Here is a 24,999-nt window from a genome sequence, read left to right as displayed (position 1 = left end):
ATTTGTAATAAGCTTTTTTATGCTTTTTCTTCCAAATTTGATATAAAATTGGGGCATATTCTTGAACCCAACGGTAGACCGTTGAATGATGAACGTTTACACCACGTTCCCTTAATATTTCAGATATATCACGATAACTCAATGCATATCTTAGATAGTAGCCAACGGCTACAGTGATAACATCCTTGTTAAATTGTTTATATCTGAAATAGTTCATACAGAAGACTCCTTTTTGTTAAAATTATACTATAAATTCAACTTTGCAACAGAACCGTTTTTATACTGTAGATAAGAAACTGCGAGAAATATCTCCTAAATTTTACGCTGTAAAATTACCTCTCCTTAAGGAGTTACAATTTTATCATTATATTGCGTGATTTTACTTATGATAATTCTCATGCCTCAATATCTTATTCACCCTGAATATCTGCTCCATCAACATCACTTTCATCATCTGGTGGGGATAGGTGAGGGCACCGAAGCTGATTTCCTGGTCACTTCGTTTTTTAACCGCTTCTCCCAACCCGTTGCTGCCACCGATGACAAATACAACGTCGCTTTTTCCGGTGTTCATCCATCTTTGATATTCCTTGGCAAATTTCTCGCTGTTAAATGTCTTACCGTGTATCTCCAAGGTCACTACATGCTGGTTGTCTTTTATTTTAGTCAGAATCTTTTCTGCTTCTTTGTTTTTAATCAGCTCGATATCCTTCTCGCCGGCATTGTTCGGTTCTTTTTCATCATTGACTTCAATCAGCTCGATCTTCGCATACTTGCTGATCCGCTTCTTATATTCATCCACTGCCTGGACCCAGTATTTTTCTTTCAGCTTTCCCACTGTGATCATAGTGATTTTCATTGCTCATCGTCCTTCCGTTCATCGACTGCCATCTATCCAGTCATGTTATATCATTTTTTATTTTACCATGCTTTTTCCAAAATAAATTGAACGCTCTCCGGATTTATCTCATCGACCCGGGGAGCGTCCTTGTGCATTTAATATATTCTTTTTTTAATGATTAATCATACTTTGGTTTTCTTTTACCGAAGTAGAGCAGTCCGGCAAGTAAACCGATCAGCAGCATGACAGATGAGAAGATAAGGAATGGCCATGGTCCCCACATGAATACGAGCGGGGCGGATAATGCTGTGACGAGACCGCCGCCAAGGAACGGTTCAAAAACAAGTTGCTTATAACCGAAACCTTCGACTGCAGGTGATTTCATCTCAGGGTCGGCCACACGTATCAGCATCAGACCGGTTGCGGTTACACCTGTGGATTGCCCGAAATCACCGACCGCTCTTTCCAGCCAATAATCCGGCAGCATCCACGGGCCGAATACGAAGAACCCGATCACATTCCACATGATTCCGCCGGCAGCCAGTATCAGAAATGGTACTAGATATTCGCCGATGACTTGTAGCGAAACAGTCGCGATTGCACTCACAATCAGGAAATCAAGAGAAAAGCCCTGGATTCTGATAACGGTCTCCCTGTCAATCAGTTTCAATTTATCGAACCTGCTGACGAAGACTTGTACAATGAGACCGCCAATCATCGCCAGCGGGAACAATGGTACATACGTCATAAAATCAGAGCCGAATAAAGTCATCTCGAGCCAGGTGATGCTCTGCAGTATGATATAGCCTACAAGAATGGACACACCGACTATAGTGAAGTGGAAACTCAATGTATCAATCGATTCGGGTCTGACTGTCAATTTTCCGGCATCTCCACGGCTGTCAGGCTCAACAACACCTGATTTTTGAATGGCTGACATACCTTCTACATCCTTGATGACCTTTGCATGTTTCTTTCGTACACCCCAGTTGACGAATGCAATACCCACAATGACACCCGTTAAAATACCGACTGTCGCAAGGCCGATAGCAAGGTCGTATGCTTCAGGGAACCCGAGTTCCTCAAAAGTGCCCTGCAGGCCGGCAGCAGTGCCGTGTCCGCCTTCAAAACCGATTTCAATAAGCGTTCCGACCCAAACCGGCATATCATAGAAAGGCACCAGTATAAGCATCGCCAGCAGCAGACCGATGACATACTGTCCCCAGCCGAGCGTCCAGCCGAAAGCGAGCTGCGGTCCACCAACATCCCAGACCCTCTGCAAGTTTGGCAGGACCGTACCGATGAACAGGGTGGCAAACACGACGTTGATTAAAAGACCCGGCAGTTCTGACCATACTTCCATAATTTCTTCTGTCACAAAGCCGTTCGCCCAAAATGAGTCGTCTCCGGTAAAATTCCTAAGAAGCAGACCCAGTGCCTCCGGTCCAAGAATCAATGCCAGAAACCCGCCGATGACCGAAGCGGGAAGGAACAAGTTCTGCATCCATTCAGAGTGCATCCTGATCCATTTACCTATCTAAAGAAAAATCCCTAAGTATATCAATGCAAACCCTATCTGTTCAGGACTCATTCTTTTCACATCTCCTTTTGGGTTCTCATTTTTCTATCCTTTTCCCTGTTATATGATAAATTAACCAACTTTTCATAAAGTAGTATATCCTATATCAATTGACTTTCCTCGCTCTGGCATCCGCATAGTTCTTATTTTTATGAATGAACATCTTCGCCAGCTGATCTGCAAACAGCAGTCCAACTGCAACACCGCCTGCAATGAGTATGACTTCAAGCATCGTATTCAGCGAAGCGGTATATTAAAACATAAAAATGAGTGAAAACCCTATTATTCAGGTTCTCACTCATTTTTTATCTACTGATTATTCATAGTTATCCACAGTTATCAACAAGTTATGCACAGTTTTATGTGGATAAAAATTTATTTTTCAATTTTACCGTCTTTCATTTCAACAGTCCGGTCTGCATACACCAGCATATCTTCATCATGGGTCACCATCAGTACGGTGATGTTTCTCTCTATTGACAAACTGCGTATCAATTCCATGACTTCCACTGAACGCTTGGAGTCCAGACTTGCCGTCGGTTCATCTGCAAAGAGAAGTTTCGGTTCATGAATGATTGCTCTTGCGATTGCGACACGCTGTTTTTCTCCGCCTGATAACTGGTCCGGGTCGCTGTCTCTGTGTTTCCACATATCCACGGTTTCCAGTATATCCTGTATACGCTGCTGCTTTTCTTTTTTGCGCCATTTCAATTCAGCAGTATCGATCATCAGGTTCAGCTGATCTTTCACTGACAGGAACGGCACGAGATGGGCATGCTGGAAGACGAAGCCGAATTCTTTTGCTCTGACATCCCTCACTTTGCTGCTGCTCATGTCAGTCAAATCTTTATCATTGAATTTTATTTTACCGCCGCTTGATTTTTGAAGGCCTGCTGCGATTGTTAAAAGTGTGCTCTTACCAGAGCCTGAAGTGCCGACGAGCGCAGTGATTTTACCTTCTTCAAGTTCAAAATCGATGCTTTTTAAAATCTTTTCTTCATTTCTGCCGATCTTAAATGACTTTTCCAATTCTTTGATCTGTAGTGATGACATATTATGCACCTCCCTGATTGATTGCTTCCATCGGTTCCACTTTACTGATCTGGACTCCGGACAATGTCGCTCCGATAAATCCGATAATAAAGAATCCGGCAGCCATGATTGCCGACGTTTCAAGCGCCAGCTGATACGGCATTTCTTCAGGCAATACCAGTGTAATCAACTGGCTCAAGGATATGGCAATGACGAGTGATATTAAAGTGATGAGTATCATCTGCACCCACATCAGTCTGAGCAGCGTAATGGTTTTTACACCGACAGCCTTTAATATGCCGTAAGTGCCGAGTTTCTGAACGTTGATCATGTAGAAGAAAATTGCGAATAACATCCCGCTGATGACGAACAAGAATGCGATAATCATATTCAGTGATAACATCTCTGCAGAATAACTCGGAATCGTATTTAAAAACTGGTTCTGGTTGAATGCTGACATCTCATCGATATCTTCTTCCTCATCTTCTGTAAATGCCAGCTGATATTTCTCTGACTGGTACATATTCATGAAATCATCCGGATGGATGAAGGCGACGGCCGAGTGGCTGAATTTCTCCTGTTTTGCAAAGTCTCTCACAGTAAACGAATCATCCATCAAATTGGTAGATAATTCATCTCCCGCTTCGATGCCGTCTTCCTGTATCGATTCATCTAAAATAAGTTCTCCTTTTTCCACATCAGGGAAAAATTCATTATCTGTTGCCGTAACGTAGGTAATACCGTGTTTCTGTCCATCCTCGTCTTCAAGTTCTCCCATCTGGATTGACATGAAGACCGCATCACCGTGGCTATTTTCTATTGTTTCCCGCTGACTGTCACTGATCTCTGAAAAGTTATACTGCTCTTCAGCTTTACTTTCCATATAATATGTGCCCTCAGGCATATTTTTGACCAGGGACGCATTATCGAAGGACAAGCCATTCGCCAGGCCTGAAATAATCAACGTTAAAAAGCTGATTAAAAATATAATAGAGCCGAGAATCAAATATCTTGTCTTGTACTTCATCATTTCTTTCCATGCCATTTTCAATGGTCACACCGTCCTTTATTTATCAGATTTATATAATACCGTTTGTACGAAGAATGCCGCGAAGCTGAGTAACAGTATGACACCGCCGCCGATATATGCGATCAATGTCACGACATCCGGAAGTCCGAGTGAGTCAACATTATTGATGAACATACCGAGTATCAATCCTGTTGTACCGATGATTGCCGTCCACACATGGAACTTCGACAACGCATTATATTTCACATCAAATGCCTGATAAAATACCGACCATGAAAATAAACTGAGCCATCCGACGACAAGTACGTGGGCGTGTATCGGTCTGAGTGCGTATGAACCTGAACCTGCCATATGAGCGCCCATGATTGTACCGAGTAATCCGTATATTCCTGCAAAAACTAATAATAATTTAACTGGTTTATTCATTTAAAAAATCCTCCCTGTTTCATCTGTAATTCATACTCTCTACTTCGAATATGAACGCAGAATGAACAAGGAGGACTTTTTTATTTATTTATGATTTTTTGGTAATTCAACGATAAATGTCGTGCCTGTTCCGATTTCGGACGCCGCTTTAACCGTGCCGTCATGCCGCTGGATGATTTCGTGAACGATCGACAGACCCAGGCCGGAACCTTTAACACTCGATGTTCTGGATGAGTCCACTCTGTAAAAGCGGTCAAATATATGATTCTTCTCCTCTTCAGACAATCCGATGCCTGTATCTGAGATTTTGACAGTTATCCATCCGTCAGCTTCAGATAAGGTAATATCAATATTGCCCGCTTCGCTGTTATATTTGACCGCATTTGAGATCAGATTGTCCCATACCATATTGAGCATCGTTTCATCTGCAAAGATTCTCACTTCAGGCAGATCATAGGACAACATCATGTCATTTTGGTTTATCTTCCATTCATATGAATGGATCAGCCGCTCGATCTGTTTATCGATCCGGTACTCTGAAATGTTTAAAGCATGCGCTTCCTGGTCCAATGACGACAGCATCAAAAGCTGATTCGTCATCGTACTGATTCTGGCCGCTTCCTGGTCGATGATATTATAGTACTCTTTCTCATCTTCCGGACTCAGATCAGCCGTTTTCAGCAATTCATTATATCCTTTGATATTGGAGAGGGGAGACTGAATATCATGAGAGATGTTGGAAATAAAATCTTTCCTCATCTCTTCATTCTGTTCGATCTTTTCAGCCATATGCACAAAACTGTTCGACAGCTGGCCGATTTCATCATTCCGGTTCGTATTCAGATCACTGACATTGTAATCGCCTTTGGCCAGTGTGTCGGTCGCTTTGTTCAGTCTGGTCACCGGGTTCACCAGATATTTCGTGCTGATCAGAACGAGAATGATGCTGATGACAATCGTCAGTATCAGCAGCCAGCCGAACAGCAGATGCATTTCATTGAATAACATTGATATGTCCGGTCTCATAAATAGGGCGTGTGTGCCGTCTTCAGTTTCCACCGGCACCCCGATCGTATTTTCCAGTTCATTCGCAAAAAAGCCGGTCACGAAAGTTTCCCGCGGGAACTCCAGCATACCGTGGTACACATTGCCGTTCTGCACACTTTCAACCGTACTGTCTGAAAGGTCAGTCTCCCTGAAGTCGGCACCGTAAAAGCGGCCATCTGCATCACCGTCCGCCAAATAGAACTGATAGCCGGCATCCGCCACACTGGTCAAGTAATCACTGATATCCATTTCAGGATTCGCTTCTATGAAACTTGAAATATTTTGTGCTATTTCAGTATTTTTCGCATCATTGTCAGGTTTCAGATAATGCTGGTAATAAGTATTGGAAATAAAAAACGCAAACAGGAAACTCACAATCATAATGCCGATGGTGGTCGCAGCAAATTTTGAGTACAGCGATCTCAACTTCATGTGTCCACCGTCTCCAATGTATAGCCGACACCTCTGACAGTCGTAAATTTAATCGCATCGGTCAAATTGTTGAAACGTGTACGGAGTCTTTTTATATGGACATCCACCGTGCGGTTGTCCCCTTCAAAATCAATGCCCCATATGCTGTCTATCAGCTGTTCACGGGTGAACACCTGATCCGGGTGGGTGGCGAGTGCCTGTAATAATTCAAATTCCTTCAACGGCAGTTTCAATGTTTTTTTATTCACCGTCACTACATATCTATCAATATCTATATGGACATCGCCGACTTGAATCACCTGTTTGTCCGTATCGATATTATAACGTCTGAGCAGTGCTTCGATTCTGAATAAAAGTTCTTTTGCTTCAAATGGTTTGACTAAGTAATCATCAGTGCCTGCTTCAAATCCTTTTTCCTTATCATCAATCTGGCCTTTGGCGGTCAATATGATGATTGGGATATCCAATGTTTTACGCATCTCTTTAATCAAAGACAATCCGTCCATATACGGCATCATGATATCCACAACCGCGAGCTGACACACTTCATTTTCAAGCTTTCTGAGCGCATCCCTGCCGTCTGTTGCACCGATGACTTCGAAGCCGGCCTCCGTTAAATTGATTGTGATGAATTTCAAGATATTTGGATCGTCATCCGCAACTAATATTTTAGTCATACTCCCACTCCATAACTTTAGTATTGATTAATCTATTTTTTTCACTACAGATGATTTTAAAGCCATCTTCCCGAAGCCGGGTACTTTACAATCTAAATCATGACCATCTTCAGGGTCAACGATTCTAATCCCTTTAACTTTCGTTCCCTACTTGATAACGTTCGAAGAGCCTTTTATTTTCAAATCTTTAACGATCGCAACATTATCACCGTCATTCAAAACATTGCCATTCACATCTTTGACGAGGGCGGCTGCCTGTTCTTCAAGCTCCGAGGCTTTCGTCCATTCATGGGCACACATCGGGCAGATTAACAGGCCGCTGTCTTCATAAGTATATTCTGAATTACAATTTGGACAATTCGGTAATGTCGTCATTTAAAATTTCCTCCAGTATTCAAGATAATCACCTTGCTTATCCACAATTTTACCAAATTATTCACAATAAATACATGTTATCCACAAAGTATATTACAAAGTGTGGATAACTATTCATTCATGCATTTTATATGATGCGATACAGTCTGTATGAAAGTGTGGGATGCAGGAAACCCGACTGCAGGAGGTCGTGATGGGGGATTTGAAGCTGTCACCCGGTTGAAATTTTAACGCTTATAATGCGGAGGTCAGTCAGATGCTGTCACTCACCTGAAAATCTCACGCTTATAGCACATAAAATAAATATCAGGCAAACAAAAAGAGCTGCATCTTCATTAAGAGACACAGCTCATTTTTTGTATAATGTTTTCCACAGTTATCCACAAAATTTATCCACAGTTGTGCATAACTTAAATTGTATATATTTCTGTCGGTGTATCTTTATCGGTGTGATACAGCTGAATCTCATTTTTCGTATCGATGTTATATTGATTCAATACCTGTTCGACACTCATTTTTGCCAGTTCTTTTATATTGTTATCCAGACTGAGGTGGCTCAGATAGATGCGTTTAGTATTGGCAGTAATCACATCCCGCATCGCATGTGCTGCATCTTCGTTCGATACGTGGCCGACATCGGAAAGTATACGCTGCTTCGTCACCCATGGGTATCTGCCCATTCTGAGCATATCCACATCGTGGTTACTTTCAAAGATGAAGCAGTCACTTTCTTTGATGATGCCTTTCATCTGATCTGATACATAACCTGTATCTGTAATGACGGAGAGTTTTTTATTGTCTCTCATAAGGGTGTAGAACTGCGGGTCGATCGCATCATGCGATACGTTGAATGACTGAATATCCATGCCGACGATTTCTTTCGTCTCCATCGGATTGAAGTGGAACCGCTGTTCTCCCGGCACTTCTATATTTTTTCTGTCCAGCTGCTGCCATGTCTGCGCATTCGCAAAAATTGGAATATCATATCTTTTCGCAATGACTTTCAACCCTTTTATATGGTCTGAATGCTCATGGGTAATCAAAATTGCATCAATATTTTTCAAGGATGTTCCGATATGGTTCAATCCTTCTTCTATCCTTTTGCACGTAAGCCCTACATCGATGAGCAGGCTGCCTTTTTCTGTTTCGATATAAGTACTGTTGCCCGAAGACCCACTGGCCAACACGCTCATTCTCATGCTACTCACTCACTTTCAATTATTTCACCTGAATCTGTTGTTGCATCTACATAAATCGTTTTGGATATATCCTGATCTGTAACATGCATTTCCCATTTCGGTCTTAGTATGGCATTATTTTCTTCGGTCAGAATGATGTAATAACCGAGTCTCGCTGCATTGATGACCGCCGTTGAAGAAATACTTTCACGCTCATACAATTCTTCAACGATTTCTTTCGGTGATTTCGCCGTCAGACTCAGTGTGTATTCATTTTCTTCCAAATTCATCAATCGCGTCTGTTCCATGGAATTCACCTGGCTGCCTTCACCATGGAATATGATTCTCGCAGTTTCATGATTGAAGATTGGAAAGTTTTCGTATAACTGGTTGAAAATCACCTGGTCCGAAGTGCTCATTACATTATCATACTGGTAATCATGCCCTCTGTAAACATTCTCGTCTATATAGGTTTGAAGTGTCTGTTCCGTCATTGATGGACCGTCTTCTTCAAATTCTTCTGTAATTTTTGTTCCTGATACAGTATCTTCGTCCACTTCGGAATTCTGATTATCTTCATCTGAGAAATCCTGGACGGCACCGGTCAATACGTTCATTTCGACCGGTTCATACTTTTCGATATTACTCATATCGATATCCGTCGTACTCAAAACATCCGGCGATTCCTGAATTTCCTCGACGGATTCCTGCCGTTCATTCAAATACATATAGATGAGCGCAACATTCATCAGGAGGAACACAATGATGTATAAGGATTTTGTCAGTTTCCAATCCATTACTCAAGACCCCCTTCGTCAAACCGCATCCATTCTCCGTCATACTTGATATACCATGATGGTGTATACTGCACAACATTTATCTCATTTTGATCTATAGAGAAGGCCATATTATAGCCGATCGTTATTTTAGTGACATCCTGGAGGTCATAATTTTCATTCAATGCAATTTCATACCGGACACTTTCAAGCGGCGGTAAAGTCTGGTCCTCGCCGCCGGGCACCCGGGCAGTCACCCTGATTAAAGGTCTGTTGTATTCATAAACGGCATTCTGTCCGTACTTCACAGACATTGTCGTCGGTATGGTATCACTGAATACGAAATATCCGTTCATCGAAGACCGGAATACAGAATTATTTTCATCAGGAAAGTAATCAAACAATATATGCGTCTGATCCAGTCCGATATGTGAGTTCAGAAAATGGAAACTGTTTTGTATCGTCTGATGCGGGTTGCTGTTGCCGGTCAGGGACTCCCTTAAATTATTGTAGGAGTAGGCATATGTTTCACTGTTGTAAGTCGCAATATTCGTATCGCCTTCATAGACATAAGTCTCTTCGCTGACTTCCGTTTCGAAACTGTCATTTAAAAACAGCATATTGTTCACCGCATCCGCACTGAACACATTATATAAAAAGCTTTCCACCGGCATATCCTCAGGTTCTGTCGGGCCGTATATTGCCGTTTTATTGTTGGAAGTCTGCTGGTTGGTAATGACACCTGAATATTCTTCAAACAGATGATCGTGAGCAGACAGCAGTGATTTCAAATAAGAACTTTCAAGATTCGTCGTTGCTACCGCAACTCTGTCCAGATCTTCATTTATTAAATAAAAAGTCACATGCTCATCGACCAGATCAACGATAATACGGTTATAACTGTAATCCGGATAGTCACCTTCATACGTGAAGTCCAGCACTTTGAACAATGATTTGGTCGGCATATCGGAAGCATAATCAACAATCAGGAACTCTTCTCCATTGTCTTCATCGATGCTCGGGGTCAGCCTGCTTATGCTGTTATAAACATTGATATCCGTTATTTCAGTACCGTCTATATATTCACGAATACCGACAACAGCTTCTTCTTCTATCGTTCCTTGTATATCAGTATCATCGACCCAGACGAGCTGATAAGCACGCATGATCGAATTGAAGGCCACGGGTTCACCGGGACCGATATTCGACGTTCTTTCAATATCTGTATCTATTTCAGAGAATTCCGGCTGATAGCTCCAGACCATTATCGTCAGCACGGCACTCGTCACCACAAGAAGGAAAAGTGCGGCTGATTTGATATTCTCTTTATTCATCCCAATCATCCTCCCCGAGCGTTTCACAAGGCAGGTTGATGAATACTGTCGTTCCTTCTCCTTCTAGGCTGTTTGCCCATATACGACCGTTATGTGCCTCGACAATTTCTTTGGAGATCGCAAGTCCGAGACCTGTACCTCCCTTTTTACGCGCACGGGCTTTGTCCACACGGTAGAAACGTTCGAATATACGGTCGACTTTGTTGCCGGGTATACCCATGCCGTTGTCTTTGATGCGGATGGTCATGCGGTTATAGAGTGAATTCTGCTTAACATGGAATTCAACACGTTTATGTTCCCTGTTGGAATATTTGATCGCATTTGAGATGACGTTATCGAGCACCTGACTCATCTTATCCATGTCGATTTCAGAGAAAATCGCGGTTTCAGGTATGTTTCTGATAAATTCCATTTCACCTTTGTGCGTCATTTCAAAACGGTCGATAATCCGGTTTAAAAAGAGATTGAAGTCGACAATCTCTTTATTTATCTCCTCGGCTGCATTATCCATTCTTGAAAGTTGCAGCAGATCTTCAACCAGACGGATCATCCGGTCCGTCTCGTCCCGCGTCACGCTTAAGAAACGCGGCGCCAGTGTCGTATCTTTCCAGGCACCTTCCTGCAGTGCCTCTAAATAGCTGCGCATCGAAGTGAGCGGCGTACGCAGTTCATGTGATACATTCGCAACGAATTCACGGCGCTCGCTGTCGATTTTCTCCTGCTCCGTCACGTCATGAAGCACCGCGATATAACCATTCATAAACCCTGTATCTTTGAATATCGTCGAGAAATTCACACGGATGGCCGCTTCGTAGTCGGCATCCGTAAACAACAGCTGACTTTCATTGATTTCCTGGACGTCCTCCAGCGTCATCTCGCCGTCCAGTTGTAATATTTCAAGCATATTTTTACCGTGAACATTCGTATCTTTCGAAATGCCCAGCATGTCCAGTGCCATATCGTTCACTACTGTGATGCGGCCTTTACGGTCCGTTGCGATGACACCTTCGGACATGTTCGTGATGACCGAATCCAGACGTTTTCTTTCACTCTCGGTGTTTGCCTGAGCTTCCTGCACACGTTTTGATAAAATGTTGAATGAGCCGGCAAGTTCGCCGATTTCATCATTACTGTATATTTTAACTCTGGAAGTATAGTCACCTTCGGACATTAACAGCGCCTGGTTTCTCATATCCGTAATCGGCTTGGTAATCGTCCGCGCAATAAAGATTCCGAGGATGCTTGTAATGATCAGGGAAATGATCGTCGCTATGATGAAAGTATTGTTGATGGCTTCCAGCTGCTGATAGACCGTTTCAATATTCGACGCAACATAAATAGCACCCAGCACTTGTTCTTCATTGACTACCGGGTGATTGAGCAGCCATGTGCGCTGATTATCCTGATTTACGTTAACGAATATCTCTTCATTCCTCGAACCTGTCGTGATTGCTTCTTCTGTCAATGGCTGATTGATACGTGAACCGATGTTCGGTTCATTGGAAATACGGCTGGTACCGATCAAAATATTGTCGGTATTCACAAAACGTATCTCTTCAATTTCAGGACGGTTTCCGAACTCCGTCAGCAAACTTTGAACTTCCTCATTCATGCCTTCTTGATCATCGGCATACTCTGTATGTAATTCTTTAACCCGGGTATCGATCAGATCGACCTGAGTTTCAATATTATCTTGAAAGTTCTCAGTGAGTTCACGTTCAAGCGTGTTTGTGAAATATAAGCCTATAATCTGCATCCCAATGACAATCAGGAGCACATATATAATCACTAATTTAATATGCAAGGATTGCAGATTTCTTAAAAACTGCTTCATATATAAAATGCCCCTTTATTCGTCGCCCTGGATGAAATACCCCACACCACGACGTGTCATTAAATATTCGGGATGAGATGGATCATCTTCGATCTTCTCCCGCAGACGCCGTACAGTAACATCCACAGTCCGCACATCGCCGAAATAGTCATAACCCCACACTGTCTCAAGCAAATGTTCGCGTGTCATCACTTGTGAAATATGTTTGGTCAAATAGTGAAACAGTTCGAATTCCCGATGTGTCAGATCTATGCTTTCACCATTCTTTTTAATCGCATAGGAATCCGGTATGATCGTAATATTTTTTATTTGTATATTATTATTATCCGGTTCTTCTTCCTGCTTTGCCTGAGCAGTATTGCGGCGCAGATTCGCTTTTACTCTCGCAATCAGTTCTCTGGTAGAGAATGGTTTGGTTACATAGTCGTCCGCTCCAAGCTCCAGTCCCAGCACCTTATCGATTTCTGAATCTTTGGCTGTGAGCATGATGATAGGCATATCATACTTCTTTCTCACTTCACGGCATACTTCCATACCGTCCATTCCCGGAAGCATGATATCCAGCAGCACTATGTCAGGCACAACTTCCAGTATGAGTTCCAGGGCATCGTTGCCATCATAAGCACTGTGAACTTCATAACCCTCTTTTTCCAGATTAAATTCCAATATATCTGCAATCGGTCGTTCATCATCGACTACTACAATTTTCTTAGCCATTATCTTCCCTCACTTTTCTCGTCCATTCTGTATAAATTTCGTTCATAATTATAATCAAATATTATAATAATCCAAGTTTAATGTATCATTTTTGAGCAAAATTATCCATTATCCTACAGTTTCGAGACTGCAAAAAAGTCACCAACAAAGATGTTGATGACTTTTAGATGACGGTCCTGACGGGAATTGAACCCGCGATCTCCTGCGTGACAGGCAGGCATGTTAACCGCTACACCACAGGACCATAATGATATTAAATTAAATAAAAAAAGTGACCCGTACGGGACTCGAACCCGTGTTACCGCCGTGAAAGGGCGGTGTCTTAACCGCTTGACCAACGGGCCATGTGGGATATGGCACAAGATATAGTATACCATGAGAACATTTTTAATTTCAACTTATTTATGAAAGTTTTTTATCCGAAGTGAATTTTATTGCGTGAGTTGAATTTAAGAAGGTCTTTTATTTGAGAGTGGAGGGGCGGGCGGAGCACGTCATCCATGTGTTCAGGCTGCCCATGCCGATATTGCTGCCAGCTGTTAAATAAGGCGCAGTTTATCGCACCTCAGTTTTCAGCTCGCACTTCCCATCAAAAAACCGCCACAACCCGAAGGTTGCAGCGGTTTCATCAATTCAAATTCTATCTATGCCCGGAAGTCTTTTAATAAATTTGTCTGGTTGCGGTCGGGACCGACACTGAAGATTGAGACGTTGACGTCACATAATCTTTCAATTTCACGCAAGTAATTCAGAGCATTTTCAGGCAGTTCATCGAGGTGCTTCACACCTGTGATGTCTTCTTTCCAGCCCGGAAGTTCCTTATAAACCGGTTTTGCACGGTTCAATGCACTTAAAGTTGCCGGATATTCTGTAATTTCCTTACCGTCAATTTCGTAGGCGGTACAGATTTTCACCGTATCCAGTCCGCTCAATACGTCGATTGAGTTCAGGGACAGATCAGTGATGCCGCTCGCTCTTCTTGAATGGCGGACGACAACAGAGTCGAACCAGCCGACACGGCGCGGTCTGCCTGTCGTCGTACCGTATTCACGGCCGATTTCACGGATGTGTTCCCCGTTGTCATCAAACAGCTCGGTAGGGAAGGGGCCGTCACCGACGCGGGATGTATATGCCTTACAGACGCCGACCACGTTTTTCACATTTGCAGTACCGACGCCGCAGCCGACAGTCACGTTACCTGCAACCGGGTTGCTGGACGTAACGAACGGGTACGTACCATGATCCACATCGAGCATGACACCCTGTGCACCTTCAAATAAAACCTTTTCGCCATTTTGGAATGCGTCGTCCAAAATTTTTGCAGTATCTGTAACATACGGCGCAAGGCGTTTCGCTGCTTCCATGTATGGAATGTAAATATCATCGAATTCAAAGCCTTCGTGATCATATAATGCCTTGAGCGTTTTATTTTTAATTTTCAAGTTTTCATCCAGACGCTTTTTAAATACTTCTTCATCTATTAAATCAGCCATACGGATGCCGATACGTTGGACTTTATCCACATAACACGGACCAATGCCGCGTTTTGTTGTACCGATCTTGTTTTCACCGCGTTCTTCCTCTTCACATTCGTCCTGAGCAAGATGATACGGCAGAACAACTTGAGCTCTGTTGGATATGCGCAGGTTGTCAACATCTATACCACGCTCGATCAGACCATCCAATTCTTTAATGATGGACAGTGGATCGATTACGACACCGTTACCCACCAGGGACAGTTTATCTTTATAGAAAATTCCTGATGGTACCAGATGCAATTTATAAGTCTCGCCGCCAAACTGAATCGTGTGGCCTGCATTATTTCCACCTGAAAAACGTGCGATGATATTCGCATCTTCCGATAAGAAATCCGTTATTTTACCTTTGCCTTCGTCTCCCCACTGCGTTCCAACTATTACTGTACCAGACATTTAAGAGCCTCCAATTTATTCAATAGAAATACCGTCTACATTTTACCAATATACTAAATAATATGCAACAAAAAATACGAACGTTTTTATATACACCATATAAAAACATTCGTAAATTTAGTTCGGAGGGATGTATCCATCCCCGAAATCTCTATTATCCTGGTCAAAAAAGGTACTATAAGACTTATTGAATATTAAATTAACCGTACCTGTCGGACCGTTACGGTGCTTGGCCAGAATGATTTCAATTTCATCCTGTTCCTTCTGTGCGCCTGCACTTTCTTCCTCGCCGTCGCCCCGGGTATAGTAGTCTTCTCTGTATAGGAATGCGACAATATCCGCATCCTGTTCAATCGAACCCGATTCACGCAGGTCACTCATCATCGGACGCTTGTCCTGACGTGATTCCACACTTCTTGATAACTGTGACAGGGCGATGACCGGGCAGTGCATTTCACGCGCCAATGATTTCAGCATACGTGAAATTTCCGATACTTCCTGCTGACGGTTGTCGCTGCTGCGTGTACCGGAACCTTGAATGAGCTGGAGATAGTCGATGATGACCATATCCAGACCGTATTCCTGTTTCAGTCTCATACATTTAGAGCGGATATCACTGACACGGATACCCGGGCTGTCATCGATGAATATTTTAGAGTCTGCAAGCTGACCGATTGCGGTCGTGAAATTATCCCAGTCCTGATGTTCAAGGTTACCTTGTCTCAGCTTGGTGGCATCAATCATCCCTTTGGAAGAGATCATTCTTGTGACAAGCTGGTCGGCACCCATCTCCAGTGAGAAAATTGCGACCGTATATTTGTCCTGGGACGTCCCCACGTGACCTGCAATATTCAGTGCAAATGCCGTCTTACCCATGGAAGGGCGGGCTGCAAGAATGATCAGATCGTTGCGGTTGAACCCGGAAGTCATGAAGTCAAGGTCTCTGTAGCCCGTCGGGATACCGGTCGTCATCGATTTCTGGCCGGCTCTTTCCTCGACCTGCTCGTACACTTCATGGACGACGGATTTCATCGACTTGAACCCTTCATTCCGGCGTGCTTCTGAAATGGACATGATTTTGGATTCGGCTTCATTCAAAATATCTTCGATTTCAAATTCTTCGGAAAAACCGTCCGTCGCAATTTCACTTACTGTTTCAATCAGTCTTCTGCGCAGTGAATATTTGGCGACGATATTGCTGTAGAACGTCCAGTTCAAGCTCGTCGGCACAAACTCTGACAGTTCACCCAAATATCTCGGTCCGCCGATAACGTTCAGCTGATCCATCGTGCGCAGCTGATTGGTCAGCGTCACGAGGTCGATATGTGTCCGCTCTTCACTGAGCAGCGCCATCGCATGAAAAATCTGCTGGTGTTCATTACGGTAGAAATCTTCGGGATCCAGTATTTCATAGATCGATATAAAAATTTCGGGATTGACTAAGATCGCACCCAATACCGATTGTTCTGCTTCAACATCATGCGGCATCTGGTTATTGCCATTCATAATCAATCCTTCCCTTCAATATGCATCATTTATTTTTCTGCTACATGAACTTTTATTTCAGCAGTTACTTTCGGATGAAGTTTTGCATTTATCTTATGGTAGCCAAGACTCTTCAAAGGCTGTTCCATATCAAGTTTTCTCTTGTCGATTTTAAGGTCGTGCTGCTTGCTGAAGGCTTCGACCACCTGTTTTGAACTGATTGAGCCGAATAAACGTCCGCCTTCACCGGATTTGGTTTTTATTTCAACTTCTTTGGACTCAAGTTCTTTTTTCAGCAATTGGGCATCGACCAATTCCTGTTCTTTTTCTTCTGCAACCTGTTCGTTGTGCTCTTTCAATTTCTGAAGGTTGCCGGGTGTCGCTTCCTCTGCAAGTCCTTTTTTAATCAAAAAGTTCTGTGCATAACCGGTCGCAACATTTTTAACTTCACCTTTTTTACCCTGATTCTTAACATCATTTAGGAAAATTACTTTCATTATTCTTCACTCCTGTTTTTTAAAGCTTCATCAATTACTTCATTCAAATCTTCATATGCCTCATCGATCGAGCGGTCTTTTATGAGAGTTGCCGCATTTGTCAGATGACCGCCGCCGCCAAGCTGTTCCATAATGATCTGGACGTTTATTTCACCGAATGACCGGGCGGAAATGCCGACCGAATCGTCTTCACGGTAAGCCATGACAAACGACGCTTTGACACCTTCAATCTGCAGCAGCTGATCTGCCGCCTGGGCAACCGTCACCGGATGGTAGCTCATTGTTTCATCCGATTTGACGATTGCTATGCCGTTCTCTGAAATCTCTGCGGATTTGATTAAATCACTGCGTGCGATGAACGTATCGATATCATCCTTCAGGAATGTCTGGGCAAGCACCGGATCAGCACCGTGGCTTCTCAGGAAGCTTGCGGCGTCAAACGTTCTCGATCCTGTACGCAATGTGTAGTTTCTCGTATCAACGATGATCCCTGTCAGCATGACCGTCGCTTCGATACGTGACAATCTCTTCTCGACATTTTGATACTCGATCAGCTCGGCAACAAGCTCACTGGCACTTGATGCATAAGGTTCCATATAGACGAGCAGAGGATTCGAGATGATTTCATCACCGCGTCTGTGGTGGTCGATCACAACTTTACGCGTCGACTTGTTCAGAATGTCTTCATCCAGCACCATGCCCGGACGGTGGGTATCTACAACGACGATGGTCGTCTTCGGATTCATCAGATCCCATGCATCTTCACTTGTCACAAAACGTTCCATCAGCTCTTCACGTTCGGTGATTTCATCCATCACCCTCTGCATCGTATCATCGATATCCTCATCATTTAAAATGATGTGTGCCTGGATGCCGTTCATCGAAGCAAGCCTTGCGACACCAAGTGATGCACCGATTGAGTCCATATCCGGACGTTTATGACCCATGATCAGCACATTGTCGCCTTCGAGCAGAATATCTCTGAGCGCATGTGCAACAACCCGTGCTTTGACCCGTGTCCGTTTTTCCATAGGATCCGTCTTACCGCCGTAAAACCTGGCATTGCCGTTTGCAGCTTTGATTGCCACCTGGTCACCGCCGCGGCCAAGCGCGAGGTCAAGAGATGACTGGGCAAGTTCACCGATTTCGATATATTCGTTGGTCCCTTCACCGATACCGATGCTGAGCGTAATCTGTACGCCGATTTCCTGGGAACGGTCCCGCACTTCATCCAGCAGATTGAACCTTGTATCTTCAATATCATTCAATATTTTCGAGTTTAGGACGATGATGAAACGATCCTGTGAAAAACGTCTGATATAGACGTTATGACGGTTGGCCCAGTCATTGATCGTATTCGTGATCGTGTTGTTCAGCTCACTCTTTAAAGCTTCACTCATGTTTTGTGTGACATCGTCATAGTTATCGAGGAATAAAATTCCGATGACCGGTGTCTTTTCTTCAACACGCTTCTGTAGCTGACGTTCTTTTGTAATATCAAGCAGATGAAGCGCCTTGTGCTCTTCTTCCCAAAAGATACGATAATTTTTATCTTGGTACGTGGACTCGATGACTTTCATATTGTTCGCCTTGAGCGACGTCATGATATTGGAGAACACTTTGTTAATCGGTTCCCCGATACTGTCATCCGTCAATACATTTAAAATCTGCGGATTCATATAATCAATTTCATCTTCATCGTTCAATAAAATCAAGCCTGCAGGAAGCTCATCCACAGCATATTTTCTCGAGCCGGCTATCCCATATACAATTTTTCTTGATCGTTCCTCACTGCTTGTAATTGAACGCATCAGGTACAAAAACAGACCCAGCATTAAAATGATGCTGAATAATAACACGATAAGGCCTAATCGCACGTGATTGGCCATGACAAAGATATTCAACACTAATACATGGAATGCTGCAATTCCAAACGGGATATAAATTAGTTTTTTATCGATAATGTTGAACATCTGATTCACTTCCTTTTTAGTTTCATCAACAGTCTGAATCTTAATACCATTTCAAGCAGTCCGATTACGAGTGTCAATGGTCTGATGATTGCCAGCGGAATCAATATGATGACTGATAAAACTTTGTTCACCTTTTTTTCCAGAAGGAAGAAATAGGAGAAGCTCAGCCCGTGGAGGAATACTGCCCATTCCACTAAAACATATGAGTTGCTGATAATCGTACCGAATGTGTCTTCAGTTGTAGTAAAGAGCGAAACGATATACAGAATGAAAAATAAATATAATATGAATCGCGGGAACGCCCATTCGCTGAACGACATGTATGACCATGCCGGAAGTTCTTTATTTTGTAATAACAATCTTAACATCAATACAGTATATAGAATAACAAAAAATGAGATGACTGTAATATATGCCGGCAGCTGCGCGAACATCTGGGTAAGCGCTGCACTGAACATTTCAGCATCTACAAATCCGACGTTCAGTCCGCCCATATTTTCAATCTGTTCCATATACCAGCTTCTGAATGTTGAAAATGTTTCAGACAGCGGATTGATGACACCCATGAACACGAGCATGTTCAAACCGCCGACGACACTCAGCATCAATGCAAAAGTACCGTAGAACAGGGTCAACTCCTGTGAGAACCCTTTAGCCAGTGTATGATGAATCACTGCAGTCAGTATATATAGTACCACAACCCATATCCATAGAAGAGGGGAGAGGAACAGCAGTGCAGGAAACATGAAACTGATGAATATCAGCCAGAAATGATAGTTCGATTTATGTTTGATTTTAAGCAGGTAATAGACGACGAGCGGCAGAATAACTGCACCGAGTAAAACGCTCAACGATGTGATTGCGATGAACACAAATATGACCAGTATCGCAAGAAATGTTTGACCCAGTGAAACGTTTTGTTTCAAATAAACACCCTTTCCTTTCCAATACGCAATAAAGCTCCTACGTAAAAATAGGAGCATTTAATATTATTATTATACCTTTTTAAGTACTTCCTGACCACCCATATAGGGCTGTAGAACTGCTGGGATTGTGACAGTTCCGTCACTGTTCTGGTAATTTTCCAAAATCGCAGCCATCGTTCTGCCGACAGCAAGTCCGCTGCCGTTTAAAGTATGGAGCAATTCAGGCTTTGAATCTTTGCTGCGCTTGAATTTAATATTCCCGCGTCTCGCCTGGAAGTCTGTCATGTTTGAAACAGAACTGATCTCCTTGTAGTCACTGTAGCTCGGCAGCCACACTTCAACATCATATGTTTTAGAAGCGCCGAAGCCGATATCTCCTGTACATAAAATCACTGTGCGGTATGGAATTTCGAGCAGATCCAAAATGTTCTCAGCGTGTCCGGTCATCTCATCAAGCGCCGCCCATGAATCCTCCGGACGCTCCATGCGTACCATTTCGACTTTGTTGAACTGGTGCAGACGGATCAGACCTCTTGTATCCCGGCCTGCAGAACCCGCTTCACTTCTGAAACATGCCGTCTGGGCCGTAAATTTGACCGGCAGCATATCATCCGTCAGGGTCTCATCTTTATAATAATTCGTCAGCGTCACTTCAGAAGTCGGGATGGTGTACATGTCCATCCCTTCAATTTTGAACAGGTCCTCTTCGAACTTCGGCAGCTGGCCGGTTGAGTACATCGCCTCCGCACGGACAATCTGCGGCGTCATCATCTCACGGTAGCTGTTTTTATTATGCACATCCAGCATGAAGTTCATCAGCGCGCGCTCAAGACGTGCACCGTCACCCGTCTGATAAACATAGCGTGCGCCGGATACTTTCGCAGCACGTTCAAAATCGGCCAGCTCAAGCGCTTCTAAAATATCCCAATGGCCTTTCGGTTCGAAATCAAACGTCCTGATTTCTCCGGTTCTGCGGACTTCGACGTTTTCAGTATCATCCGCACCTTCAGGGACATCTTCATGGATCAGGTTCGGAATACCGCTCATCTCATCATGGAATTTTTCTTTGACTTCGTTCAGGCGGGCATCAATCTGCTTGATCTCTTCACCGACATCACGCATTTCCTTGATGACATCCTCTGCATCTTCCTTGTTCTTTTTCTTCTGTGCGATTTCACCGGAAACTTTGTTTCTCCGGCTCTTCAGCTCTTCGGTCTGTTTGATCAGATCACGACGTTCCTGATCCAGATTCAAAATCTCATCAATGACCGCCGGATCCATGCCGCGCTTCGTAACTTTTTCCTTCACCAAATCCGTTTCCTGTCTAATCATTTTTATATCCAACATATTCTCAAACCTCCATGTTTTTATTTTTTAGAAAATAAAAAAACCACATCCCTTGTTGAAGGGACGTGGTTTTGATTACGCGTTGCCACCCTAAATTAGCGCCGGTTTCCGGCACTATCTCATTTACATAACGACATTTTTACATGCCGGCTACTTTTTATACGAAGGATAGAAATTCACATTATCTGCCGACCATTCACACCGACCATGGTCTCTCTGAAATTAGATGATGCTACTGCTTCCCTCAAAGTAGTGATTATTAAACTGACTTGGTGTCATTTTATAACGCGATTATAAAAAATGCAAGTTTTATGAGGCGGGTGTGTCTGGCCCGGGCGTCATGAAATCCGGAATAAACTGCACTTCGTGCCATTTTCATGAGATTTATGACACCAACCGGCCTTAGTTGACGGTGTCATGTCACTGATTCAAAGCTTGAGTATGCCATTTGATGACTGGCGCTACAACTTGAGTGGAATTTAGCAAGTTATAGCGTACAGCAGGTGTCTGTGCTATATCTTAACTTTTTGATGTGTAGTTATAGCGTAAGACGGGCCGCTGCGCTATATCTCATGCCAATTTGATGGAATTATAGCGTACACAAGGTCCAGACGCTATACTTTGGGATTTTGATATAGGCTTATAGCGCGAGAGCCAAAACTAAAACTTCAGTCCCGGTCTCTCATACAGCAGCTTGCCATCCGCAATTACTTTGTATGCGTGGTTGACGCCGTAGTGATAGGGAATGTACTCATGATTCGGCGCATCCCAAATCACGATATTCGCATCATCACCCGCTTCAAGCGTACCACGGTCTGCCGCATCAATCGCATGCGCCGCATTGACAGTCACCGCGTTCCAGATTTCGTTCGGCGTCATCTTCAGCTTCAATGCTGCAATCGCCATAATCATCTGCAGATTATCGGTGACACAACTGCCCGGATTATAGTCGGTGGCCAGACTCACAGCACCGCCGCCCTCAATCATGCCGCGGGCATCGGCAAATTCATTTTTGCCCAAATAAAACGTCGTCCCCGGCAATAATACCGCCACTGTATCCGAATCAGCCAGCTGCTTTTTGCCTTCCTCACTTGCTGCCACCAGATGATCGGCACTGACCGCTTTTTGTTCAATCGCAAGTTCGAGTCCGCCGAGCGGATCGATTTCATCCGCATGAATCTTTACGCGAAAACCTTTCTCACGTGCCGCTTCCATGTATTTCCTGGATTCCTCGACTGAAAATACACCTGTCTCAGTGAAGACATCCGCAAAATCCGCATATTCTTTGGCATCATCCAGCAGCTCGATCATCTCTTCCATAAATTCACCGGCCTCACGACCTTTAGGAATCGCATGCGGGCCGAGATAAGTATGACGCATCGTAATCGGAAATTTTTCTTCCAGTGCCTTCGACACTTTCAGCTGTTTCAGTTCATTTTCCTTATCCAGTCCATAGCCGCTCTTACTTTCAACAGTCAAAACACCGTGCTGGATCATCCGTGTAATGTTCACTGACGCTTTTTCAAGCAGCTCGTCAAACGCGGCCTTTCTTGTCTGTTCCACAGTATTTAAAATGCCGCCGCCCTGTTCCAAAATCTTCAAGTAGTCGACTCCCTGGCGCTTCAACGACATTTCATGTTCGCGCGATCCGCCGTGCACCACATGCGTGTGCGGCTCAACGAGGGCAGGGGAGGCAATCTTGCCTTCTGCATCAATCACTTCAGATGCTTCGTACTCATCCGTCTTTTCACCTGCATAGACGACCTTGCCGTCCTTCACAACAATCACAGCATCATCGACAATCTTCAGTTCATCCATCTCTTTGCCTTTTAAAGGCTTATCCGACTTCTTAGGCAATATTAAAGATTTTATATTTTTAATCATCACATCATTCATTATTCATTCTCCTCCAGCATTGGAATATTTACGCCGCGTTCTTTCGCTGTATCAACTGCGATTTCATATCCGGCATCCGCATGACGCGCAACGCCCATGCCCGGATCCGACGTCAGCACACGTTTCAGACGGCGGGCTGCATTTTCAGTCCCGTCAGCAACAACGACCATACCGGCATGCAGTGAATAACCCATACCGACACCGCCGCCGTGATGCACACTGATCCATGAACCGCCGGCTGCGGTATTGACGAGAGCATTTAAAATCGCCCAGTCACCGACTGCGTCACTGCCGTCCTTCATGCTTTCCGTTTCACGGTTCGGGCTCGCAACGGAACCGGAATCCAGATGATCACGTCCGATGACGACCGGCGCTGAAATCTCACCGCTCGCAACGAGTTCATTCAGAGCGAGCCCCATCTTCGCGCGCTCACCGTAACCGAGCCAGGCGATACGGGACGGCAGCCCCTGGAATGCAATCTTCTCACTCGCCATATCCAGCCAGCGCAATAACTTTTCGTTCTCGGGAAACAGTTCCCGCATCTTTTTATCGGCCACTTCAATATCCTTCGGATCTCCGCTCAGTGCTGCAAAGCGGAATGGTCCCATCCCTTCACAAAATAAAGGTCTGATATACGCCGGAACGAACCCCGGAAAATCAAAAGCATTTTCTACTCCTTCATCGAAAGCAACCTGGCGGATATTATTACCATAGTCGAAGACGACGGCACCGGCATCTTTAAATTCAAGCATCGCATCCACATGCTTCGCCATTGAAGCAGACGACAGTTTGACGTACTCCACCGGATTCGCTTCGCGCAGTTCAGCAGCAGCCTCCAGTGAATAACCTTCCGGTACATAACCGTTCAGCGGGTCATGGGCGGACGTCTGGTCTGTGACGATATTGATTTTAAGATCACTCTCAAGAATTTCAGGCAGGACTTTCGCCGCATTGCCAAGCAGTCCGATGGATAACGCTTTACCTGCATCCCGTGCCTCTTCAGCCATCTGTTTCGCTTCATCTAGAGAATAAGCCTTTACATCCAGATACTTCGTTTCCAGACGTTTATCTATCCGTGATTCATCCACTTCCACACAGATTGCGACACCTTCGTTCATCGTCACAGCTAATGGCTGAGCGCCGCCCATGCCGCCGAGCCCTGCCGTCAGAGTTATCGTTCCCTTAAGCGACCCGTCATAATTCTGGTTGGCAAGTTCCGCAAACGTTTCATAAGTCCCCTGGACAATTCCCTGTGAGCCGATATAGATCCATGAACCCGCAGTCATCTGGCCGTACATCATCAAGCCTTTTTTATCGAGTTCGTTGAAATGCTCCCAGTCTGCCCACTTCGGTACGAGAACCGAGTTCGATAATAAAACCCTCGGCGCTTCATCATGCGTCTTAAAAACCGCCACCGGCTTGCCCGACTGAATCAACATTGTTTCATCTTTTTCCAGTTTACGCAGCGTATTTTCAATCGCTTCAAACGATTCCCAGTTACGCGCCGCCTTGCCGATCCCCCCGTATACGACAAGGTCTTCAGGCCGTTCCGCCACTTCCGGATCCAGGTTGTTATATAACATACGGAGCGCCGCTTCCTGTTCCCAGCCTTTACATTCAATTTCCAAACCTTTTTTAGCAGTAATTTTTCTAGACATATTATCCA

At 44.1% G+C, this 24,999-nt stretch carries 21 protein-coding genes, 2 tRNA genes and 2 pseudogenes; all 25 read right to left on the bottom strand.

All coding sequences use genetic code 11. The features are described 5' to 3' along the window. Positions 1 to 217, bottom strand: a pseudogene (locus BLR15_RS06925) (IS6 family transposase); the annotation flags it as partial. Between the two features lie 162 nt (positions 218 to 379). After that, positions 380 to 859 carry a 23S rRNA (pseudouridine(1915)-N(3))-methyltransferase RlmH gene (gene rlmH, locus BLR15_RS06920; RefSeq protein ID WP_092985967.1) on the bottom strand — a complete coding sequence of 160 codons (480 nt, stop codon included), beginning with the start codon at positions 857 to 859 and terminating at the stop codon, positions 380 to 382. A gap of 160 nt (positions 860 to 1,019) precedes the next feature. Next, on the bottom strand, positions 1,020 to 2,366 hold the full coding sequence (locus tag BLR15_RS06915) for a sodium/glutamate symporter (protein ID WP_331465674.1): 1,347 nt from the start codon (positions 2,364 to 2,366) through the stop codon (positions 1,020 to 1,022). Positions 2,367 to 2,526: 160 nt separating this feature from the next. Next, on the bottom strand, positions 2,527 to 2,652 hold the full coding sequence (locus tag BLR15_RS14385; protein ID WP_255350814.1) for a hypothetical protein: 126 nt from the start codon (positions 2,650 to 2,652) through the stop codon (positions 2,527 to 2,529). Between the two features lie 143 nt (positions 2,653 to 2,795). Further along, positions 2,796 to 3,473 carry an ABC transporter ATP-binding protein gene (locus BLR15_RS06910; RefSeq protein ID WP_092985965.1) on the bottom strand — a complete coding sequence of 226 codons (678 nt, stop codon included), beginning with the start codon at positions 3,471 to 3,473 and terminating at the stop codon, positions 2,796 to 2,798. 1 nt (position 3,474) lies between these two features. Next, positions 3,475 to 4,497, bottom strand: a complete 1,023-nt coding sequence (locus BLR15_RS06905) for an ABC transporter permease (RefSeq protein WP_331465673.1) — start codon at positions 4,495 to 4,497, stop codon at positions 3,475 to 3,477. Between the two features lie 21 nt (positions 4,498 to 4,518). After that, complete coding sequence (locus BLR15_RS06900; RefSeq protein ID WP_092985963.1) at positions 4,519 to 4,908, bottom strand: hypothetical protein; 390 nt, start codon at positions 4,906 to 4,908, stop codon at positions 4,519 to 4,521. 84 nt (positions 4,909 to 4,992) lie between these two features. Then, the gene (locus BLR15_RS06895; RefSeq protein WP_331465672.1) at positions 4,993 to 6,387 is read right to left on the bottom strand and encodes a HAMP domain-containing sensor histidine kinase; all 1,395 of its coding nucleotides are present in this window, start codon (positions 6,385 to 6,387) and stop codon (positions 4,993 to 4,995) included. After that, positions 6,384 to 7,064, bottom strand: a complete 681-nt coding sequence (locus tag BLR15_RS06890) for a response regulator transcription factor (RefSeq protein WP_092985961.1) — start codon at positions 7,062 to 7,064, stop codon at positions 6,384 to 6,386. The genes BLR15_RS06895 and BLR15_RS06890 overlap by 4 nt, the downstream gene beginning before the upstream one ends. A gap of 27 nt (positions 7,065 to 7,091) precedes the next feature. Beyond that, a pseudogene (locus tag BLR15_RS06885) lies at positions 7,092 to 7,439 on the bottom strand (zinc ribbon domain-containing protein YjdM). Between the two features lie 410 nt (positions 7,440 to 7,849). Beyond that, positions 7,850 to 8,638: an MBL fold metallo-hydrolase gene (locus BLR15_RS06880; RefSeq protein WP_092985959.1), complete on the bottom strand. Its 789-nt coding sequence runs from the start codon at positions 8,636 to 8,638 to the stop codon at positions 7,850 to 7,852. 5 nt (positions 8,639 to 8,643) lie between these two features. Further along, positions 8,644 to 9,414, bottom strand: coding sequence for a two-component system regulatory protein YycI (gene yycI, locus BLR15_RS06875; RefSeq protein ID WP_092985957.1), 771 nt, complete (start codon positions 9,412 to 9,414; stop codon positions 8,644 to 8,646). Further along, complete coding sequence (locus BLR15_RS06870; RefSeq protein ID WP_092985955.1) at positions 9,414 to 10,727, bottom strand: YycH family regulatory protein; 1,314 nt, start codon at positions 10,725 to 10,727, stop codon at positions 9,414 to 9,416. The genes yycI and BLR15_RS06870 overlap by 1 nt, the downstream gene beginning before the upstream one ends. Further along, a complete protein-coding gene (walK, locus tag BLR15_RS06865; protein ID WP_092985953.1) occupies positions 10,720 to 12,561 on the bottom strand; it encodes a cell wall metabolism sensor histidine kinase WalK in 1,842 nt (613 codons plus the stop codon). The genes BLR15_RS06870 and walK overlap by 8 nt, the downstream gene beginning before the upstream one ends. A 15-nt stretch (positions 12,562 to 12,576) precedes the next feature. After that, the gene (gene yycF, locus BLR15_RS06860; RefSeq protein ID WP_052255253.1) at positions 12,577 to 13,278 is read right to left on the bottom strand and encodes a response regulator YycF; all 702 of its coding nucleotides are present in this window, start codon (positions 13,276 to 13,278) and stop codon (positions 12,577 to 12,579) included. A gap of 171 nt (positions 13,279 to 13,449) precedes the next feature. Beyond that, positions 13,450 to 13,522, bottom strand: a tRNA-Asp gene (locus BLR15_RS06855). 28 nt (positions 13,523 to 13,550) lie between these two features. Continuing rightward, a tRNA-Glu gene (locus BLR15_RS06850) sits at positions 13,551 to 13,622 on the bottom strand. Positions 13,623 to 13,922: 300 nt separating this feature from the next. Next, the gene (locus BLR15_RS06845; protein WP_092985951.1) at positions 13,923 to 15,209 is read right to left on the bottom strand and encodes an adenylosuccinate synthase; all 1,287 of its coding nucleotides are present in this window, start codon (positions 15,207 to 15,209) and stop codon (positions 13,923 to 13,925) included. 117 nt (positions 15,210 to 15,326) lie between these two features. Next, entirely contained in the window at positions 15,327 to 16,715 is a 1,389-nt protein-coding gene (gene dnaB / locus BLR15_RS06840) for a replicative DNA helicase (RefSeq protein WP_092985949.1), read from the bottom strand. Positions 16,716 to 16,744: 29 nt separating this feature from the next. Further along, on the bottom strand, positions 16,745 to 17,191 hold the full coding sequence (gene rplI / locus BLR15_RS06835) for a 50S ribosomal protein L9 (RefSeq protein ID WP_052255250.1): 447 nt from the start codon (positions 17,189 to 17,191) through the stop codon (positions 16,745 to 16,747). Further along, positions 17,191 to 19,164, bottom strand: coding sequence for a DHH family phosphoesterase (locus BLR15_RS06830; protein WP_092985947.1), 1,974 nt, complete (start codon positions 19,162 to 19,164; stop codon positions 17,191 to 17,193). Before BLR15_RS06830 ends, rplI begins: the two co-directional genes overlap by 1 nt. Positions 19,165 to 19,169: 5 nt before the next feature. Beyond that, on the bottom strand, positions 19,170 to 20,090 hold the full coding sequence (locus BLR15_RS06825) for a DUF2232 domain-containing protein (protein ID WP_245696655.1): 921 nt from the start codon (positions 20,088 to 20,090) through the stop codon (positions 19,170 to 19,172). A 69-nt stretch (positions 20,091 to 20,159) separates the two neighbouring features. Further along, positions 20,160 to 21,437: a serine--tRNA ligase gene (gene serS / locus BLR15_RS06820; protein ID WP_092985943.1), complete on the bottom strand. Its 1,278-nt coding sequence runs from the start codon at positions 21,435 to 21,437 to the stop codon at positions 20,160 to 20,162. A gap of 660 nt (positions 21,438 to 22,097) precedes the next feature. After that, positions 22,098 to 23,333 carry an imidazolonepropionase gene (gene hutI, locus BLR15_RS06815; protein WP_092985941.1) on the bottom strand — a complete coding sequence of 412 codons (1,236 nt, stop codon included), beginning with the start codon at positions 23,331 to 23,333 and terminating at the stop codon, positions 22,098 to 22,100. Further along, complete coding sequence (gene hutU, locus BLR15_RS06810; protein ID WP_092985939.1) at positions 23,333 to 24,991, bottom strand: urocanate hydratase; 1,659 nt, start codon at positions 24,989 to 24,991, stop codon at positions 23,333 to 23,335. Before hutU ends, hutI begins: the two co-directional genes overlap by 1 nt. Positions 24,992 to 24,999: the final 8 nt, after the last annotated feature.

It is taken from the genome of Lacicoccus qingdaonensis, assembly GCF_900101075.1.
Classification (GTDB): Bacteria; Bacillota; Bacilli; order Staphylococcales; family Salinicoccaceae; genus Lacicoccus; species Lacicoccus qingdaonensis.
This window is presented reverse-complemented; position numbering and strand designations above follow the sequence as displayed.

Bases quoted from the DNA above. Each gene is read 5' to 3' on its own strand.
- BLR15_RS06830 (WP_092985947.1), bottom strand. From the start codon at position 19,164: ATGTTCAACATTATCGATAAAAAACTAATTTATATCCCGTTTGGAATT.
- dnaB (WP_092985949.1), bottom strand. From the start codon at position 16,715: ATGAATGGCAATAACCAGATGCCGCATGATGTTGAAGCAGAACAATCG.
- BLR15_RS14385 (WP_255350814.1), bottom strand. From the start codon at position 2,652: ATGCTTGAAGTCATACTCATTGCAGGCGGTGTTGCAGTTGGACTGCTG.
- BLR15_RS06870 (WP_092985955.1), bottom strand. From the start codon at position 10,727: ATGAATAAAGAGAATATCAAATCAGCCGCACTTTTCCTTCTTGTGGTG.
- BLR15_RS06845 (WP_092985951.1), bottom strand. From the start codon at position 15,209: ATGTCTGGTACAGTAATAGTTGGAACGCAGTGGGGAGACGAAGGCAAA.
- BLR15_RS06900 (WP_092985963.1), bottom strand. From the start codon at position 4,908: ATGAATAAACCAGTTAAATTATTATTAGTTTTTGCAGGAATATACGGA.
- BLR15_RS06890 (WP_092985961.1), bottom strand. From the start codon at position 7,064: ATGACTAAAATATTAGTTGCGGATGACGATCCAAATATCTTGAAATTC.
- yycI (WP_092985957.1), bottom strand. From the start codon at position 9,414: ATGGATTGGAAACTGACAAAATCCTTATACATCATTGTGTTCCTCCTG.
- BLR15_RS06910 (WP_092985965.1), bottom strand. From the start codon at position 3,473: ATGTCATCACTACAGATCAAAGAATTGGAAAAGTCATTTAAGATCGGC.
- walK (WP_092985953.1), bottom strand. From the start codon at position 12,561: ATGAAGCAGTTTTTAAGAAATCTGCAATCCTTGCATATTAAATTAGTG.
- BLR15_RS06880 (WP_092985959.1), bottom strand. From the start codon at position 8,638: ATGAGAATGAGCGTGTTGGCCAGTGGGTCTTCGGGCAACAGTACTTAT.
- hutI (WP_092985941.1), bottom strand. From the start codon at position 23,333: ATGAATGATGTGATGATTAAAAATATAAAATCTTTAATATTGCCTAAG.
- yycF (WP_052255253.1), bottom strand. From the start codon at position 13,278: ATGGCTAAGAAAATTGTAGTAGTCGATGATGAACGACCGATTGCAGAT.
- rlmH (WP_092985967.1), bottom strand. From the start codon at position 859: ATGAAAATCACTATGATCACAGTGGGAAAGCTGAAAGAAAAATACTGG.
- serS (WP_092985943.1), bottom strand. From the start codon at position 21,437: ATGTTGGATATAAAAATGATTAGACAGGAAACGGATTTGGTGAAGGAA.
- hutU (WP_092985939.1), bottom strand. From the start codon at position 24,991: ATGTCTAGAAAAATTACTGCTAAAAAAGGTTTGGAAATTGAATGTAAA.
- BLR15_RS06895 (WP_331465672.1), bottom strand. From the start codon at position 6,387: ATGAAGTTGAGATCGCTGTACTCAAAATTTGCTGCGACCACCATCGGC.
- BLR15_RS06905 (WP_331465673.1), bottom strand. From the start codon at position 4,497: ATGGCATGGAAAGAAATGATGAAGTACAAGACAAGATATTTGATTCTC.
- rplI (WP_052255250.1), bottom strand. From the start codon at position 17,191: ATGAAAGTAATTTTCCTAAATGATGTTAAGAATCAGGGTAAAAAAGGT.